Below are 14,528 nucleotides of genomic sequence, written 5' to 3' on the forward strand. Positions count from 1 at the left end.
CCGGACTCTGGAATCAGCCGAAACAGGCGGCGATCTCCTCCCGCAGACGGGCCTTTTCCTCCTGATCGAGAGCGACGGCCTGACCGAGATCGGGAACCTTGGGCCATCCCGCATCGGTGAAAGTGCGCCCGTTCCATTCGCGCGCGCCGTCATAGCGTGGGATGACATGGAAATGGACGTGCGGATCGACCATCATCAGCATCAGATAGTTGATCCTGGCGTAATTCACGAACTGGCCGAGCCCGGATTCGATAGCCTGTGTGATCGGCGCGAGTTCGGCATGGGCGGGGGTGGGCAGATCGCCGAACGCCGTCGCATCCGATTTGGCGGCCAGCACCAGACTGCCGAGCGTGGGCTGGGCGGGGCGCAGCAGCACCACCCAGTGATCGAATTCGCGGATCAGCGTGTCAGGATAGCCGAAAGTGCGGATTGTCTCGTTCATGCTTTCCCTTCTGCCAGCCAGGACGTGATCGTGCCACCCCGGGCGACGAAAATGCGGGCATGGATCAACTGCACCAGATGCACCGCGCAGCTCAGCACTGTCCACCATGCAACCGCGATGATGCCGAGATCGGGGCGGGAAAACAGCATGGATACGAACAGGATCACCATGTTCGGGTTGCGGCGGGCGGTGATCAGGCGGAACTGGCTGTCGAATTTGCGCCAGACGTGGATATGCAGCCCGTCGAACGAGCGAATGAAGATTCCTTCGATCAGCCGCTGGACGATATAGCCGCCCTGAATCGCGCCCTGCACCCACCAGAAGGTGGTGGTGTCGAGCGCCAGCCCCCAGTAGACCAGTCCGGTTGCCCAGAACCACCACCAGAAGGGGGGATGGACCAGATCGATTCCGTGGTCGAAAATGTTCCCCCACCAGCTTGAGGTGATCGTGCAGCGGGCCAGTTTGCCGTCTACCGTGTCGAGCACCATGAAGCCCAGCCCCATCGCCATGCCTTCCCAATAGCGGCCATAAGCGAAAGCGAACGTGGCAGCCACGCAGAGGAACGCCCCCAGCGCTGTCACCATGTTCGGCGTGATGCCGCACTTCGCGGCGAGCCGGGTCAGCACCAGAGCCCATTCGGGCCACAGGTACTTGGTCAGGATATCCGTGACACCCTTGTAAGCCCCGAAATAGCTGGCGCGTTCGGCCTGCCGCACGCTTTGCGGAGTCAGGGCCATCAGGAATGGCGTCTCCCGCTTGCGGAGCTGCTTGTTCGTGATGGTGGGCTTGTCCTCAAACGCCAGCACGGTGGCATCGCCGGTTGTATTCAGCGGGCCCCCCCCGTCGATCGCCCGGCGGATCGCCGCCGCCTCTTCCGCCGTGCGGGCGTGGGCCAGCGCCGGGACACCGCCCAGCGTCAGCACCAGGCCGGGGTTTTCCGCCACGTGGCGGAACCATGCCGGATCGAACGCGACATTGGCATTGGCGATGACGACAGGGGCGATATCGTCATCCCGCAGCCCCGCCGCCCGGGCAAGACGCCGGGTGCGTTCGGCCATCGTCAGGCCCCACAGCGGGGTCGGGTTGTTGCCAACAGTCTCGCTGCCCGGTTTGGAGTGATTGTCGGTGTTCATTGTGTGCCAGCCGGCCCCATGATTGTTTGCAGTCCGACTAAGGCCTGGCGTGGGCGATGACAATGGGATGGCAACAGACTGCGTCTGATAAGGTAAGTGGACGGATTTTAGAAAAGTTCCTGAATCCAATAGGATAGTCTATCCCATGAGTTGGCGGCTATCGCAAAAAGCCGTTTCGTGTAAAAAAACGGTAGTTTTTCGCGCCTGCAACATCGATATAGCGCGCCTGATGGAAGGATCGATCTACCAGTTCGACGGCAGGTCGCGGTCGATGGCCGCCCGATCCGGCGCGCCGGTCGCGGTCGTGCACCCGCGCGTACCGCCCGCCCTGCGTGACGTGCCGCTGGTCGGAGTGATCCGCAATCCGCGCAGTCATCGCAACAAGGGCCACCTGCCCGAACTGGATGGCCAGCCCAATATCCTGACCGCCAGCCCGCCGACTCGCAGCGAACTGGCCCGCGTGCTCAGCGGTTTTGCCGAGCGCGGCATCGATCTGCTTGCGGTCGACGGCGGGGATGGCACCGTCCGCGATGTGCTCACCTGTGGCGCCGCAGCTTTTGGCGATCATTGGCCGCGCCTGATCGTTCTGCCCAAAGGCAAGACCAACGCGCTGGCGGTCGATCTCGGGCTGCCCAACCATTGGGCCCTGTCCGACGCATTGATCGCGGCAGTGGATGGGCACCTTGTCGAACGACGTCCGATCTTGGTCGAACAGGCCGATGGGCAGGGTGTGCCGGTGCTCGGCTATGTCTTTGGCGCGGGCATTTTCACCACCGCCACGCAAGACGGGCAGACCGCACACAAGCTGGGGGCGTTCAACAGCTTCGCCGTGGCGCTGACGGCTGTCGCGGGTGTGTTTCAGGCGTTGTTCGGCCTCGGTGCATCGCCGTGGCGCACCGCCACCGGCATGCGTATCTATGACGCGGCGGATGGCAGCGAAGTCCCGCATTCGGGCCATGGGCGGCGCGATCAGCGCTATGCGATGGCCTTTTCCACGCTGAAACGCTTTCCGGCGGGGCTCAATCCTTTCGGCCGGCCCCGGCCGGGCATTCGCTATGCGCTGCTCGATGCGCCGCTGCGGCGGGTGGTCGCGCTCGTGCCCGGATTGCTGATGGGCTGGGATCGCCCCGCTTTTCAGAAGCTGGGCGTGCATCGCGGCGCGGTGGACGAGGCGCTGGTGGATCTGGATGGCAGCTTCATTCTCGATGGCGAAGCCTTTCCCGCGGGGCGTTATCGCTTGCGCCTCGGCCCGAAGATCCAGTTCGTCGCCCCCTGATCGCCAGCGATGGGGTCACCCGTTTCCGATAGCCCTGCATCGCCCGGCGCGCTGAAGGCGAGAGTCGCCGCCAGCCTCGATGCGCCGATGGCTCCGCTGGTGCGCGCCTATGCAACCAAGCTGGCGGAAGCAGCCGGGGCGCAGGCCGTGTTGTTTTACGGTTCGAACCTGCGCACGGGCGAACTGGAAGGTGTGCTCGATTTCTACGTTCTTCTGCCCGGCCCGCGGGAAAGCGGAATTTGGCCCCGGGTCAGCTATCACGAGTGGGAGCATGATGGGCAGGTGCTTCGGGCCAAAGTGGCCACGATGCATCTGGCGACGTTCCACGCCGCCGCGTCTGGCGATCTGCTCGACACCACGATCTGGGCCCGCTTCGTTCAGCCCTGCGCTCTGGCCTGGGTGCGGGACGAGGCGGCGCGCGCAGGGGTGATCGATGCCATCGCCGCCGCGATCGTCACCGCCACGCGGCTGGCGGTGGCGCTGGGGCCGCAGACCGGGGTAGCGGAAGATTTCTGGCGGGCGCTGTTCCGCGCGACTTACAAAGCGGAATTCCGGGTGGAAAAGCCGGGGCGGGAAGATACCATTCTCGCCGCCAACCGCGCCCATTTCGATGGTCTGCTGTCGGTGGCACTGGAAGCCGCGAACATCCCCTGCACGCGCGTGGGCGCGCAGCTCGCCCCGCTGATGAAAGGTGGGGAGCGCAACCGTATCCGCCGCTGGTGGTCGCGGCGGCGGCGGTTGGGCAAGCCTTACAATCTGGCGCGGCTGGTCCGCGCGACTGCGACGTTCGATGGGGCCGCGCGCTACGCCGCGTGGAAAGTGGAACGGCATACCGGTGTCGCGGTCGCGGTGACGCCGTGGCGGGAGAAGCATCCGCTGCTGGCTGCGCCCGGGGTGTTGTGGCGCGTCTGGCGCGAACGGCGCAAGCAGCAGGCATGAGCATGCCCATCCCGGTGCCATCGGCGCTTATTCTGGCCGGATCGCGCCCCGGCGCGCCCGATCCGGTGGCGCAGGCCGAAGGTGTGGCGCACAAGGCGCTGGTGCTGGTCGACGGCGCGCCACTGCTGACGCGGGTCCATGCCGCTCTGCGCGCGGCCGGGGTGGAACGGGTCGCGGTGGCGGCCGATGCGCCGGAGGTGGTGGCGCTGGCCGAGCGGCTGGGGGCGGAAGTGATCCCGCCCGAAAGCGGGCCGAGCGGCAGCGTAGCCCGCGCATTCAGCCATCTGGGTGCGCCCATGCTTGTCACCACCGCCGATCATGCGCTGCTGCAGCCCGAATGGGTGCGGCAATTCATTGAAGATAGCCCGGTCGATGCCGATGTCGCGCTGTTGCTGGCGCGGCGCGATGCGGTCGAGCGGGCGGTGCCCGAAACGCGCCGCACCTGGCTGCGCTTTGCCGACGGGCAATGGTCGGGCTGCAATCTGTTTCTGCTGGCGAGCCCGGACGCCCGCCACGCCATTGCCACCTGGCGGGATGTGGAAGCCAACCGCAAGAAGCCGTGGCGTATCGCGGCAAAGCTCGGCCCGCGCGTCCTGTGGGATTATCTGCGGGGCACGCTGACGCTGGGTGAAGCCGTGGCAAGGCTGGGGCGGCGGATCGGTATCCGCGCGGCGATGGTGCCGGCGCGGGACGGCCTGGCCGCTGTCGATGTCGACAAGGTTGCCGATCTGGCGCTGGTGCGATCGGTGGCCGCCAGGCGTTAGCCGCCAGTCCGGCCGCCGCAGTCCGGCGTTACATGTAGCGCATGGTGATGGTGATGGGGGTTACACCCCCCCCCACATCCACTCCGACTCTTTTGTAGCTCGGCTTGCCGAGATTGAAGATGTTGATGCTGGGGTTGTTCGACATGGCCCCGCCATCGGTGCGGATATCGGTCTTGCCGTTGTCGTTCACGTCGTGGCGCACGGCGATGCCATAGGTTCCGGCCGCCGGAAGAGGGACGCAGAACGCCATCGTGCCGTTGCGGGCGGGGGCTTCGATGCGGTTGATCCAGCGCCCCTTGGTCAGCCATTCGGCCTGGGTGGCGCGATAACTCTGGACACGCACGGTGCCGCTGGCCGAGCGGATGCCCGACACGGTCACTTTGATGGCGGGCCCGGAATTGCCATCGCAATGGCGCATGTTGTTGGCAATTTCCTGCCGGTAGGGGGTGGCGGAGGCGGGCAGTGCCAGCATGCTGGCAATTGACAGCGCCAATGCGGAAGTCGTCAGCAATTTGTGCATTCGCTTTGCATCTCCTTTCCGACGGACCGTGTAGGGATTGGGCCATGAATACCCAGTGAATTGGCGGCTGCGCGCCGTTCAGGTGCATATCTTGTGTGGAAAACGCCCTGTCTCGTCCTTGTGGACACAAGGGCTGGTGGATAGGGCAATAGGCCATAATGGCCACCATTCCTCTGATCTCCCCATCGATCCTGTCCGCCGACTTCGCACGGCTGGGCGAAGAAGTCCGCGCGATCGACGAAGCGGGCGCCGACTGGATTCACGTGGACGTGATGGATGGCCATTTCGTGCCGAATCTGACTATCGGCCCCGACGTGGTGAAAGCCATCCGATCATGGTCGGACAAACCGTTCGACGTGCACCTGATGATTTCGCCGGTGGATGCCTATCTCGAAGCGTTCGCGCAAGCGGGCGCGGATATCATCACCGTTCACCCCGAAGCGGGTCCGCATATCCACCGCACGGTGCAAGCGATCAAAGGGCTGGGCAAGAAGGCGGGGGTTTCCCTCAATCCCGGCACCCCGGCCAAGATGCTCGACTATCTGATCGACGAGATCGATCTGGTGCTGGTGATGAGTGTCAACCCCGGTTTTGGCGGGCAGAGCTTTATCGCCAGCCAGCTTCGCAAGATCGAAGCCGTGCGCAAGATGATCGACAAGTCGGGCCGCGCCATTCATCTCGAAGTCGATGGCGGGGTCAATCCGGAAACGGCGCGGCAATGCGTCGATGCCGGGGCCGATGTGCTGGTCGCCGGATCGGCGGCGTTCAAGGGTGGGCCGGATCACTACGCCCCCAACATCGCTGCGCTGAAAGGTGGCCGTGAATGACCGAGACCGCGGCGCAGAACGGGTCGGCGCTGCACCGCGATGATGTGACGGGCGACCCTGTGCCGCCCGCTGATGAAACCGCACCGGCAACCCTGCCTGCCGCCCCTGGGGCAGAGGCGGTCTTGCCCGAATTGCCCCCCACGCCCCCCCATGAACCGCGCGGCACGCTGATCGAACCGGGCCGGGCGCTGGCACTGGCCGAATTCGCTCCGGTGCCGCTGGGCGCGGGCGAGAGGCTGGTGCGCTTCGCCTATCGGCTGGGGGTGCCGGGGACGGCACTGGCTTCACCGTTTCGCAAGCCCGCAAGAATCCGCCTGCTGGCGACAGTGGAAAGCCCGCTGGTCGGCGATCGGCAGGCGGGCGTCGCATTGCGGGCGGGACATTTCCTGGTGCACGGGGTCAAGGCGCCTATCGCGCAGATGGATTTCACCCCCAGCGCCAAACTGACTCCGCCATTCGAACACACGGTCCACGGCTTTTCCTGGCTGGCCGATCTTGCCGCCTCCGCGCCGCGCGAACAGTGTACCGCCACGGCGGAACGCATTCTGGCTGCCTGGCTGGAAGCCAATCCCCGCCCGGGCAAGGGCCCCGCGTGGAAAGTCGGCAATGCCGGGCACAGGCTGCTGAACTGGTTCGTCTATGCGCCCCTGCTGTTGTCGGGACCGGACAAGGCGCTGCGTACCCGGACATTGGCAGCCATGGCCAAAACGGCGCGCTGGCTCGATCGCAATATCGGCAAGGCGGACGACCGGCTGGCCGAAGTGGCGGGCTGGGCGGCGATTACCGCGGCGGGCGTGTTGCTGCCCGATGGCGGTCCGCGGCGGCTGTTCGGCGAATCCGGTCTCGTCCATGCGCTGGGCGATCTTGTGGGCGATGATGGCGGTGTTCTGTCGCGCAGCCCGCTCGACCAGATGGAAGCGATCGGCCTGCTGGTCGAACTCAGCGCCTGCTACCGCGCGATCCGCCGTCCGCCGCCGCAGGCGGTGGAAGCGATGCTGGCCATGCTGGTGCCGCCGCTGCTGGCGCTGGTGCATGGCGATGGCGCGCTGGGCAACTGGCAGGGTTCGGGTGCCGTATGGCCGGATCGCATCGCCGCTCTGATTGAGGCGAGCGGGGTACGCACCCGGCCGCTGCGCGAAGTGCGCCAGTGGGGCTATCAGCGGGTTTCGGCGGGCAAGGCGCTGCTGCAGTTCGACACTGCCCCGCCGCCGCTGGCGCGCCATACGCGCGCGGGCTGCGCCTCCACTCTGGCGTTCGAATTTTCCCATGGCGAACAGCGCCTGATCGTCAACTGCGGCGGCGCGGCGTTTGCCGGGGGACAGATCCCGGTGCGGATCGAACAGGGCCTGCGCGCCACCGCCGCCCATTCCACGCTGGTGCTGGATGATGTGAATTCCACCGCCGTGCTGATCAACGGCAAGCTGGGCGGCGGCGTAGGCGAAGTCGAAGTGGATCGCCGTACGCTGGAACTGGAAGGCGCCGGGGCGACCCGGATCGAAGCCAGCCACGATGGCTATGTCGCGCGTTATGGCCTGATTCACCGCCGTATTCTGATCCTGCGCGACGATGGCAGCGAATTGCGCGGCGAAGACGTGCTGGTGCCCGAAGGGCGCAAGGGCAAGCGGGGCAAGATCGGCTTCGCCGTCCGTTTCCATGTCGGGCCGGGGGTGGAACTGGGCCTGTCGGAAAACTGCAACGGGGCCGGGCTGGCCCTGCCCGATGGCAGCTATTGGCAATTTGCCGTCGTCGGCGTAGATGGCGTCGAACTTTCAATCGAGGAAAGCCTTTGGTCGGACGGCAGCGGCAGGCCGCAGCCGATCCAGCAACTGGTCATATCCGGAATGGTGTCACGCGGCGGCGGGAGTTTCTCGTGGCTGCTCAAGAAAATGGGGTAATACCGCGATGGCGGAAATCACGATCAAGCGGGCACTGCTCTCGGTGTCCGACAAGAGCGGCTTGGTTGAACTGGGGCAGGGCCTGGCGCGGCTGGGCGTGGAACTGGTATCCACCGGCGGCACGGCCAAGGCGCTGCGCGATGCCGGGCTTGCCGTGAAAGACGTGTCGGACCTCACCGGTTTTCCCGAAATGATGGATGGCCGGGTCAAGACGCTGCACCCGATGGTCCATGGCGGGCTGCTGGCCGTTCGTGACAATCCGGAACATGCGCAGGCGATGGCCGATCACGCCATCGGTGCGATCGATCTCGTCGTCGTCAATCTCTATCCCTTCCAGCAGACCGTGGCCAAAGGGGCGGAACGCGATGAAGTGATCGAGAATATCGATATCGGGGGCCCCTCGATGGTTCGCTCCGCCGCGAAGAACCACGCATTTGTCACCATCATCACCGATCCGGCGGACTATGCGGCGCTGCTCGGCCAGTTGGGTGAGAAAGGCGGGGCGACCACGCTCGATTTCCGTAAAGCCATGGCGGCCAAGGCATTCGCTGCCACGGCGGCTTACGATTCGGCAATCAGCCAGTGGTTCGCACGCGTCGATCAGGGGGAAAAGTTCCCCGCCCGTCGTGCAGTGGCCAGCCGTCTGGTCAGCACGCTGCGCTATGGCGAAAATCCGCATCAGGAAGCCGCGCTCTATGTACCGGAAACGCTGCATGGCACCGGGATCGCGCAGGCCGAACAGATTCAGGGCAAGGAACTGTCCTACAACAATTACAACGATGCCGCGGCGGCCCTGGAGCTGGCGGCGGAATTCGCCGGTGGCGATCCGGCGGTGGTGATCGTGAAGCATGCCAATCCCTGCGGCGTGGCTCAGCGCGGCACGCTGCTCGAAGCGTGGCAGGATGCGCTGGCGTGCGATTCGGTCTCGGCGTTCGGCGGGATCGTGGCCACCAACGTTCCGCTCGATGGTCCGACGGCGGAAGCGATCTGCGAAATCTTCACCGAAGTCGTCGTCGCGCCCGGTGCGGACGAAGCGGCGCGGGCGGCGTTCGCCCGCAAGAAGAACCTGCGCCTGATGATCACCGATGGCCTGCCCGATCCGCGCCGTCCGGGGATGAGCGAAGTGGTGATTGCGGGCGGCCTGCTGGTGCAGGACCGTGATAACGGCTTTGTCACCCCCGACATGCTCAAAGTGGTGACGCAGCGTGCGCCCACCGAACAGGAACTCAAGGACTGCCTGTTCGCCTGGACTGTGGCCAAGCATGTGAAGTCGAACGCGATCGTTTATGCCCGGGACGGGGCGACCGCCGGAATCGGCGCGGGGCAGATGAACCGCCGCGACAGTGCCCGCATCGCCGCGATCAAGGCGCGTGAAGCGGCCGAGCAGTACGGTTGGGACGCACCGCGCACCACGGGCAGCGCGGTCGCTTCGGATGCTTTCTTCCCCTTCGCTGACGGCCTCTTGGCTGCGGTGGAAGCCGGGGCGACGGCCGTGATCCAGCCGGGTGGCTCGATCCGGGACGAGGAAGTGATCAAGGCGGCGGATGAAGCCGGCCTTGCCATGGTTTTCACCGGGATGCGTCACTTCCGCCACTGATATCATCGCAACGAATCAGCGCTTGCGGGCGGATGAACGCCCGCCCGCAAGCGCGTTCAGCGGCAGGTCAGCCGCCCGGGGGCATCTCGGGCGCCTGCCGCCCGCGGGCGGCGCAGCAGCACAATGGATTGGATGCCATGTTTGGAACCAGAAACGACCTCTATCGCAATTTCGGCATCGGCTTCGTGCTGGGTGCGGTGATCGTGGCGGTGCATTTCTTCGCGGCTGCGCCGGGTCTCACGCTCTGATGCTGGGGCGGTCCGCTCGCAAAAGCGGCCCCTCATCGATGCCGTCGCAATAGCGAACAGGCGCTTCGCCGCACATTATCGTGCCCGCCGGTCATCGGTTGATTGCCCCCCGCCATTGGCATGCCTATGTTATGGCCATGCAGGGCCACCATCATCACAGCGAAGTTTCCGGCGACAGGTTGATCGATGTCGCGCGTGCGGTTTTGACCGACGCCGGTGAACAATGGACGGATATGCGCGCGGACGTGTTCCGCGCGCTGGCTGACGGTGCGCGTCCGGTATCCGCATACGATATTGCCGAAGACCTGTCCGCCCGGCGCGGCAAACGGGTGGCGGCCAACAGCGTCTATCGCATTCTCGATCTTTTCGTGCGGACCAATCTCGCCAATCGTCTTGAAAGCGCCAATGCCTATCTCGCCAACGTCCACCCCGGCTGCCGCCACGATTGCATTTTCCTGATCTGCGACAAGTGCGGGCAGGCGACCCACGTCGATGACGACGGGTTGACCGGCGCCCTGCGCAACGCGGGCCAGCGTGCCGGTTTTGCCGATGTGCGGCCCGTGGTCGAATTGCGGGGGCTGTGCAATGCCTGTGCGGGCTGATTGCGCAGGCGTGACTGTTCATCGACAGGTCCGGTTTTGCAGTGTAAGCGCCCCGCGATGACCGATAATCCGGCAACGCCCCTGCTTGATCGTGTGCATGTCCCCGCGGATTTGCGGCAGCTCGAACCCGCGCAATTGCGGCAGCTCGCGGATGAACTGCGGGTGGAAATGATCGCTGCCGTCGGTCAGACCGGCGGGCATCTGGGCTCTGGCCTGGGTGTCGTCGAACTGACGGTGGCGCTGCACTATGTCTTCAACACACCGGAAGACCGGCTGGTGTGGGATGTCGGCCACCAGGCCTATCCGCACAAGATCATCACCGGGCGGCGTGACCGGATTCGCACGATTCGCCAGGGCGGCGGCCTGTCCGGCTTCACCAAGCGCAGCGAAAGCGAATACGATCCTTTCGGCACCGCGCATTCGTCCACTTCGATTTCGGCGGCCATCGGCTTCGCCGTGGCCAACCAGCTTTCGAACCAGCCGGGCAAGGCGATTGCGGTGATCGGCGACGGCGCGATGAGTGCGGGCATGGCCTATGAGGCGATGAACAACGCCGAAGCGGCGGGCAATCGGCTGGTCGTCATTCTGAACGACAACGATATGTCGATCGCCCCGCCGGTCGGCGGGCTGTCGGCCTATCTCGCGCGGCTGGTTTCCAGCGGGCGCTTCCTCGGCCTGCGCGAACTGGCGAAGAAATTCGCGCGCCGCCTGCCGCGTCCGCTGCACGAAGCGGCACGCAAGACCGATGAATTCGCGCGCGGCATGGCGATGGGCGGCACCCTGTTCGAGGAACTGGGCTTCTACTACGTTGGCCCGATCGACGGGCACGATCTCGATGCCCTGATCCCGGTGTTGCAGAACGTGCGGGATGCCGCTGAAGGGCCGATTCTCGTCCATGTCGTGACGCAGAAGGGCAAGGGCTATGCCCCGGCCGAAGCGGCGGAGGACAAGTATCACGGTGTCCAGAAATTCGACGTCATCACCGGCGAACAGAAGAAGAGCAACGGCGGCCCGCCTGCTTATCAGAATGTGTTCGGTGAAACGCTGGCTAAACTGGCGGACAGCGATCCCCGGATTTGCGCCATCACCGCCGCGATGCCCACCGGCACCGGGGTGGACAAGTTCGCGCAGGCGCATCCTGACCGCACGTTCGATGTGGGGATTGCCGAACAGCACGCGGTGACTTTTGCCGCCGGGCTCGCCGCACAGGGGCTGCGTCCGTTTGCGGCGATCTATTCCACTTTCCTCCAGCGCGCGTTCGATCAGGTGGTGCACGATGTCTGCATCCAGAACCTGCCGGTGCGCTTCGCGATCGACCGGGCCGGGCTGGTGGGCGCGGACGGCGCCACGCACGCGGGCAGTTTCGATATCACCTACCTCGCCACGTTGCCCAACATGGTCGTGATGGCCCCGGCGGACGAGGCGGAACTGGCGCATATGACCTATACTGCGGCGGAATACGATGCGGGGCCGATCGCCTTCCGCTATCCGCGCGGCGCGGGGGTGGGGGTGCCGTTGCCCGAAACGCCCGAACTGTTGCCGATCGGCAAGGGCCGGATCGTGCGCGAAGGAGGCAAGATCGCGCTCCTTTCACTCGGCACTCGTCTGGCGGAAAGCCTGAAAGCGGCCGACCAACTGGAAGCCCGGGGGCTGCCGACCACGGTTGCCGACCTGCGCTTTGCCAAGCCGCTCGATTCCGATCTGATCCGCCGGCTGATGACCACGCATGATGTGGTGGTGACAGTGGAGGAAGGCAGCATCGGCGGGCTTGGCGCCCATGTGCTGACCTTGGCGAGCGACGAAGGGCTGACCGACGGCGGGCTCAAAATCCGCACCATGCGCCTGCCCGATGTGTTCCAGGATCACGACACGCCCGACAACCAGTATGACGAAGCGGGGCTCAACGCGCCGCAGATCGTCGATACGGTGCTCAAGGCGCTGCGCCACAACAGCGCCGGGGTGGAAGAAGCGCGGGCTTGATTGACGGCCCGTGCAAGGCGCTGCCTTGCGGTGCCCCCAGATTCTGCCGTTCAGGACTGCCGGGTCGCGGGGTGGATGCCCGCCGCTTGCGCTTCGCCTGCCTCTTCTTCTCCCGCTAGCGAATCGTCACGCAGCGTGTCGAGATGCATCAGCCGGGTGATCAGCGGCGCGATCACCAGCATGGCGACGCCTACCGCCATGGCGATCCAGCCGACCTGGCTATAGACGTCGAGCACCACCTGTTGCGCTGCCCCCGCGCTGCTGGCGCGTTCCGAGCCGGTGGCCGCCGCGATCAGGCCCGAAGTGAAATTGCCCGCGGCCGAAGCAAAGAACCACGCCCCCATGATCAGCGAAGTCATCTGCGCGGGCGACAGGCGGTTCATGGCTGACAGCCCCACGGGCGACAGGCACAGTTCGCCGGTGGTGTGCAGCAGATAGATCAGGAAAATAAACAGGACCGCCGTCTTGGCCCCTTCACCGCCCATGGTTGCGCCCGTGACCAGCACAAGGAAGCCTGCGCCGAGCTGGATGGTGGCGAGGCCGAATTTCGCGGCGGTGGACGGTTCGCGGCCACGCTTCGCCAGCCAGGTCCACAGCGCGGCGAACACCGGACCGAGAGTGATGATGTAGATCGAATTGATCGACTGGAACATGCTGGCCGGAACCCCGGCCCGGTCCACATAACGGTCGGTGTAGAGGTTGAGGCTGGACCCGGCCTGTTCGAACAGCGCCCAGAACAGGATCGAGCCGATCATCAGGTAGGTGGCGGCGAATATACGGTCGCGTTCGTGCGGAGTCAGACGGGTGATCGCCACGAACAGGACATAGGCGATCAGGACCGCGCCCGAAATCGCCAGCAGCCAGCCAACCATGTCCTGGTACTGGATCATCGCCCAGACCGCGGCGACCGCCACGAAGCTGACGGCATAGATCAGCCATTCGAACCGGATTCCCGCATGGCGCCGGGCCAGCCGTGCCGGATCGGGCGCTTCGCCCCGGCCGAGCAGCCATGGCTTACCCACAGCGAACACGATCAGCCCGACCAGCATGCCGATGCCTGCCAAACCGAAGCCGTAGGACCAGCTGTATTTCTGGCCGACGTAGCCGCACAGCAGTGCGCCCATCATCGCCCCCAGGTTAATGCCCATGTAGAAGATAGTGTAAGCGCCATCGCGGCGCTTGTCGGTCAGTTCGTAAAGCTGTCCGACCATCACCGAGATATTGGCCTTGAGGAAGCCGGAACCGACGATGATGAAGGAAAGCGCGAGCCAGAACAGGTTGAGCGCCGCGCTGCCCTGGCCGCCATCGCCTTCGAAGCCCATCAGGAAATGGCCGAACGTCAGCAGGACCGCGCCGAACAGCACGGCCTTGCGCTGGCCGAGATAGCGATCCGCCAGATATCCGCCGAGCACCGGCGTGATATAGACCAGCGCGGTGTAGGCGCCGTAGATGACGCCGCTTTCCCCGTCCGAAAACAGCCAGTGCTGGGTCAGATAGAAAATCAGCAGGGCGCGCATGCCGTAATAGGAGAAACGCTCCCACATTTCGGCAAAGAACAACATGAACAGGCCCTTTGGGTGCCCGAGGAAAGTCCCCAATGCATCCCCGCTTTGCGCGTATCGGGTTGTCATGTTCGCGCTTACCTTCCCTGCCAGTTGTCCCGCACGGCAGACTAGACGAAAGCAGAGCGCTGTGAAGCGCTGTTCTTTACGTAAGCAAGTCTTTCCGCGTGCAAATTATTTCATGCAGGCAATTGCGCATGGACTGTTCCTCTGGCAGTGTCGTGCCCCGGTCGCGGGTCGCGGCCCGCGAAAAACGGATTGGGGAAAAACGCCAAACAGGAGCCCCGATCCGATTGCGCAGTCGTGGAGGATTGCGATGATCAGGTCTGAATTGGTGGAAGCTCTGGCTCAGGACAATCCTGAGCTAAGGGCCGAAGAGGTTGAACAAGTGGTTCACGTCTTCTTCGATGAGATTGCACAACGTTTGGCCGAAGGCGGCCGGGTGGAACTGCGCGGTTTCGGGGCGTTTTCGACCCGTGACCGCGAAGCGCGCAAGGGCCGCAATCCCCGTACCGGCACATCGGTCGATGTTCCGGCCAAGCGGGTGCCCTATTTCAAGGCAGGCAAGGAAATACGGGAACGCCTCAATCCCGATGATTGATCGGGGGAGGCGAGTGCGCGGAATTTCCAGGGCCTGAACCGCCTGTGGCGGGTGTTGTCGGCGGTGCACCGGTAGGGGCGCCGCCGATTGCGTCCGGCCGCTCTGGGATAGCGGTCACGGCAGGAGGGGACCTTCTCGTATG

13 protein-coding genes are annotated in these 14,528 nt (G+C 64.9%); 9 read left to right on the forward strand and 4 right to left on the reverse strand.

The features are described from left to right. Positions 1-13: 13 nt before the first annotated feature. The gene (locus K5X80_RS02860; RefSeq protein WP_222559353.1) at positions 14-442 is read right to left on the reverse strand and encodes an HIT family protein; all 429 of its coding nucleotides are present in this window, start codon (positions 440-442) and stop codon (positions 14-16) included. Next, positions 439-1,575, reverse strand: a complete 1,137-nt coding sequence (locus tag K5X80_RS02865; RefSeq protein ID WP_222559354.1) for a CDP-alcohol phosphatidyltransferase family protein — start codon at positions 1,573-1,575, stop codon at positions 439-441. Before K5X80_RS02865 ends, K5X80_RS02860 begins: the two co-directional genes overlap by 4 nt. A gap of 229 nt (positions 1,576-1,804) precedes the next feature. Here K5X80_RS02865 and K5X80_RS02870 point away from each other — a divergent pair, with 229 nt between their 5' ends. The 3 genes from K5X80_RS02870 to K5X80_RS02880 are packed head-to-tail and all read left to right on the forward strand — an operon-like array spanning position 1,805 to position 4,554. Beyond that, complete coding sequence (locus tag K5X80_RS02870) at positions 1,805-2,851, forward strand: diacylglycerol/lipid kinase family protein (protein WP_222559355.1); 1,047 nt, start codon at positions 1,805-1,807, stop codon at positions 2,849-2,851. Between the two features lie 9 nt (positions 2,852-2,860). Continuing rightward, positions 2,861-3,790 (forward strand): hypothetical protein, encoded by a 930-nt coding sequence (locus tag K5X80_RS02875; protein WP_222559356.1) that lies wholly within the window; start codon positions 2,861-2,863, stop codon positions 3,788-3,790. Then, entirely contained in the window at positions 3,787-4,554 is a 768-nt protein-coding gene (locus tag K5X80_RS02880) for a nucleotidyltransferase family protein (RefSeq protein ID WP_261390606.1), read from the forward strand. Before K5X80_RS02875 ends, K5X80_RS02880 begins: the two co-directional genes overlap by 4 nt. A 28-nt stretch (positions 4,555-4,582) precedes the next feature. On the opposite strand, the gene K5X80_RS02885 is transcribed toward K5X80_RS02880, so the two are convergent. Further along, positions 4,583-5,074 carry a DUF2141 domain-containing protein gene (locus K5X80_RS02885; RefSeq protein WP_222559357.1) on the reverse strand — a complete coding sequence of 164 codons (492 nt, stop codon included), beginning with the start codon at positions 5,072-5,074 and terminating at the stop codon, positions 4,583-4,585. A 158-nt stretch (positions 5,075-5,232) separates the two neighbouring features. Between K5X80_RS02885 and rpe the strand changes: the two genes are divergently transcribed. The 5 genes from rpe to dxs all read left to right on the forward strand — a co-directional run bounded on the left by rpe (position 5,233) and on the right by dxs (position 12,223). Continuing rightward, entirely contained in the window at positions 5,233-5,901 is a 669-nt protein-coding gene (gene rpe / locus K5X80_RS02890) for a ribulose-phosphate 3-epimerase (protein ID WP_222559358.1), read from the forward strand. Continuing rightward, on the forward strand, positions 5,898-7,796 hold the full coding sequence (locus tag K5X80_RS02895) for a heparinase II/III family protein (protein ID WP_222559359.1): 1,899 nt from the start codon (positions 5,898-5,900) through the stop codon (positions 7,794-7,796). The genes rpe and K5X80_RS02895 overlap by 4 nt, the downstream gene beginning before the upstream one ends. Before the next feature lie 7 nt (positions 7,797-7,803). After that, a complete protein-coding gene (gene purH / locus K5X80_RS02900; RefSeq protein ID WP_222559360.1) occupies positions 7,804-9,393 on the forward strand; it encodes a bifunctional phosphoribosylaminoimidazolecarboxamide formyltransferase/IMP cyclohydrolase in 1,590 nt (529 codons plus the stop codon). Between the two features lie 385 nt (positions 9,394-9,778). After that, entirely contained in the window at positions 9,779-10,243 is a 465-nt protein-coding gene (locus tag K5X80_RS02905; protein ID WP_222559361.1) for a Fur family transcriptional regulator, read from the forward strand. 57 nt (positions 10,244-10,300) lie between these two features. Further along, positions 10,301-12,223 (forward strand): 1-deoxy-D-xylulose-5-phosphate synthase, encoded by a 1,923-nt coding sequence (gene dxs, locus K5X80_RS02910; RefSeq protein ID WP_222559362.1) that lies wholly within the window; start codon positions 10,301-10,303, stop codon positions 12,221-12,223. Positions 12,224-12,273: 50 nt separating this feature from the next. On the opposite strand, the gene K5X80_RS02915 is transcribed toward dxs, so the two are convergent. After that, positions 12,274-13,854: a peptide MFS transporter gene (locus K5X80_RS02915; protein ID WP_261390607.1), complete on the reverse strand. Its 1,581-nt coding sequence runs from the start codon at positions 13,852-13,854 to the stop codon at positions 12,274-12,276. 247 nt (positions 13,855-14,101) lie between these two features. Between K5X80_RS02915 and K5X80_RS02920 the strand changes: the two genes are divergently transcribed. Beyond that, entirely contained in the window at positions 14,102-14,386 is a 285-nt protein-coding gene (locus K5X80_RS02920) for an integration host factor subunit beta (protein WP_222559364.1), read from the forward strand. The last annotated feature ends 142 nt before the right edge of the window (positions 14,387-14,528 follow it).

Source organism: Caenibius sp. WL, from assembly GCF_019803445.1.
Classification (GTDB): domain Bacteria; phylum Pseudomonadota; class Alphaproteobacteria; order Sphingomonadales; family Sphingomonadaceae; genus Caenibius.

Excerpts from the sequence above, each read along its gene's own strand:
- rpe (WP_222559358.1), top strand. The coding sequence starts at position 5,233 with ATGGCCACCATTCCTCTGATCTCCCCATCGATCCTGTCCGCCGACTTC.
- dxs (WP_222559362.1), top strand. The coding sequence starts at position 10,301 with ATGACCGATAATCCGGCAACGCCCCTGCTTGATCGTGTGCATGTCCCC.
- K5X80_RS02885 (WP_222559357.1), bottom strand. The coding sequence starts at position 5,074 with ATGCACAAATTGCTGACGACTTCCGCATTGGCGCTGTCAATTGCCAGC.
- K5X80_RS02920 (WP_222559364.1), top strand. The coding sequence starts at position 14,102 with ATGATCAGGTCTGAATTGGTGGAAGCTCTGGCTCAGGACAATCCTGAG.
- K5X80_RS02905 (WP_222559361.1), top strand. The coding sequence starts at position 9,779 with ATGCAGGGCCACCATCATCACAGCGAAGTTTCCGGCGACAGGTTGATC.
- purH (WP_222559360.1), top strand. The coding sequence starts at position 7,804 with ATGGCGGAAATCACGATCAAGCGGGCACTGCTCTCGGTGTCCGACAAG.
- K5X80_RS02865 (WP_222559354.1), bottom strand. The coding sequence starts at position 1,575 with ATGAACACCGACAATCACTCCAAACCGGGCAGCGAGACTGTTGGCAAC.
- K5X80_RS02915 (WP_261390607.1), bottom strand. The coding sequence starts at position 13,854 with ATGACAACCCGATACGCGCAAAGCGGGGATGCATTGGGGACTTTCCTC.
- K5X80_RS02895 (WP_222559359.1), top strand. The coding sequence starts at position 5,898 with ATGACCGAGACCGCGGCGCAGAACGGGTCGGCGCTGCACCGCGATGAT.
- K5X80_RS02880 (WP_261390606.1), top strand. The coding sequence starts at position 3,787 with ATGAGCATGCCCATCCCGGTGCCATCGGCGCTTATTCTGGCCGGATCG.
- K5X80_RS02875 (WP_222559356.1), top strand. The coding sequence starts at position 2,861 with ATGGGGTCACCCGTTTCCGATAGCCCTGCATCGCCCGGCGCGCTGAAG.
- K5X80_RS02870 (WP_222559355.1), top strand. The coding sequence starts at position 1,805 with ATGGAAGGATCGATCTACCAGTTCGACGGCAGGTCGCGGTCGATGGCC.
- K5X80_RS02860 (WP_222559353.1), bottom strand. The coding sequence starts at position 442 with ATGAACGAGACAATCCGCACTTTCGGCTATCCTGACACGCTGATCCGC.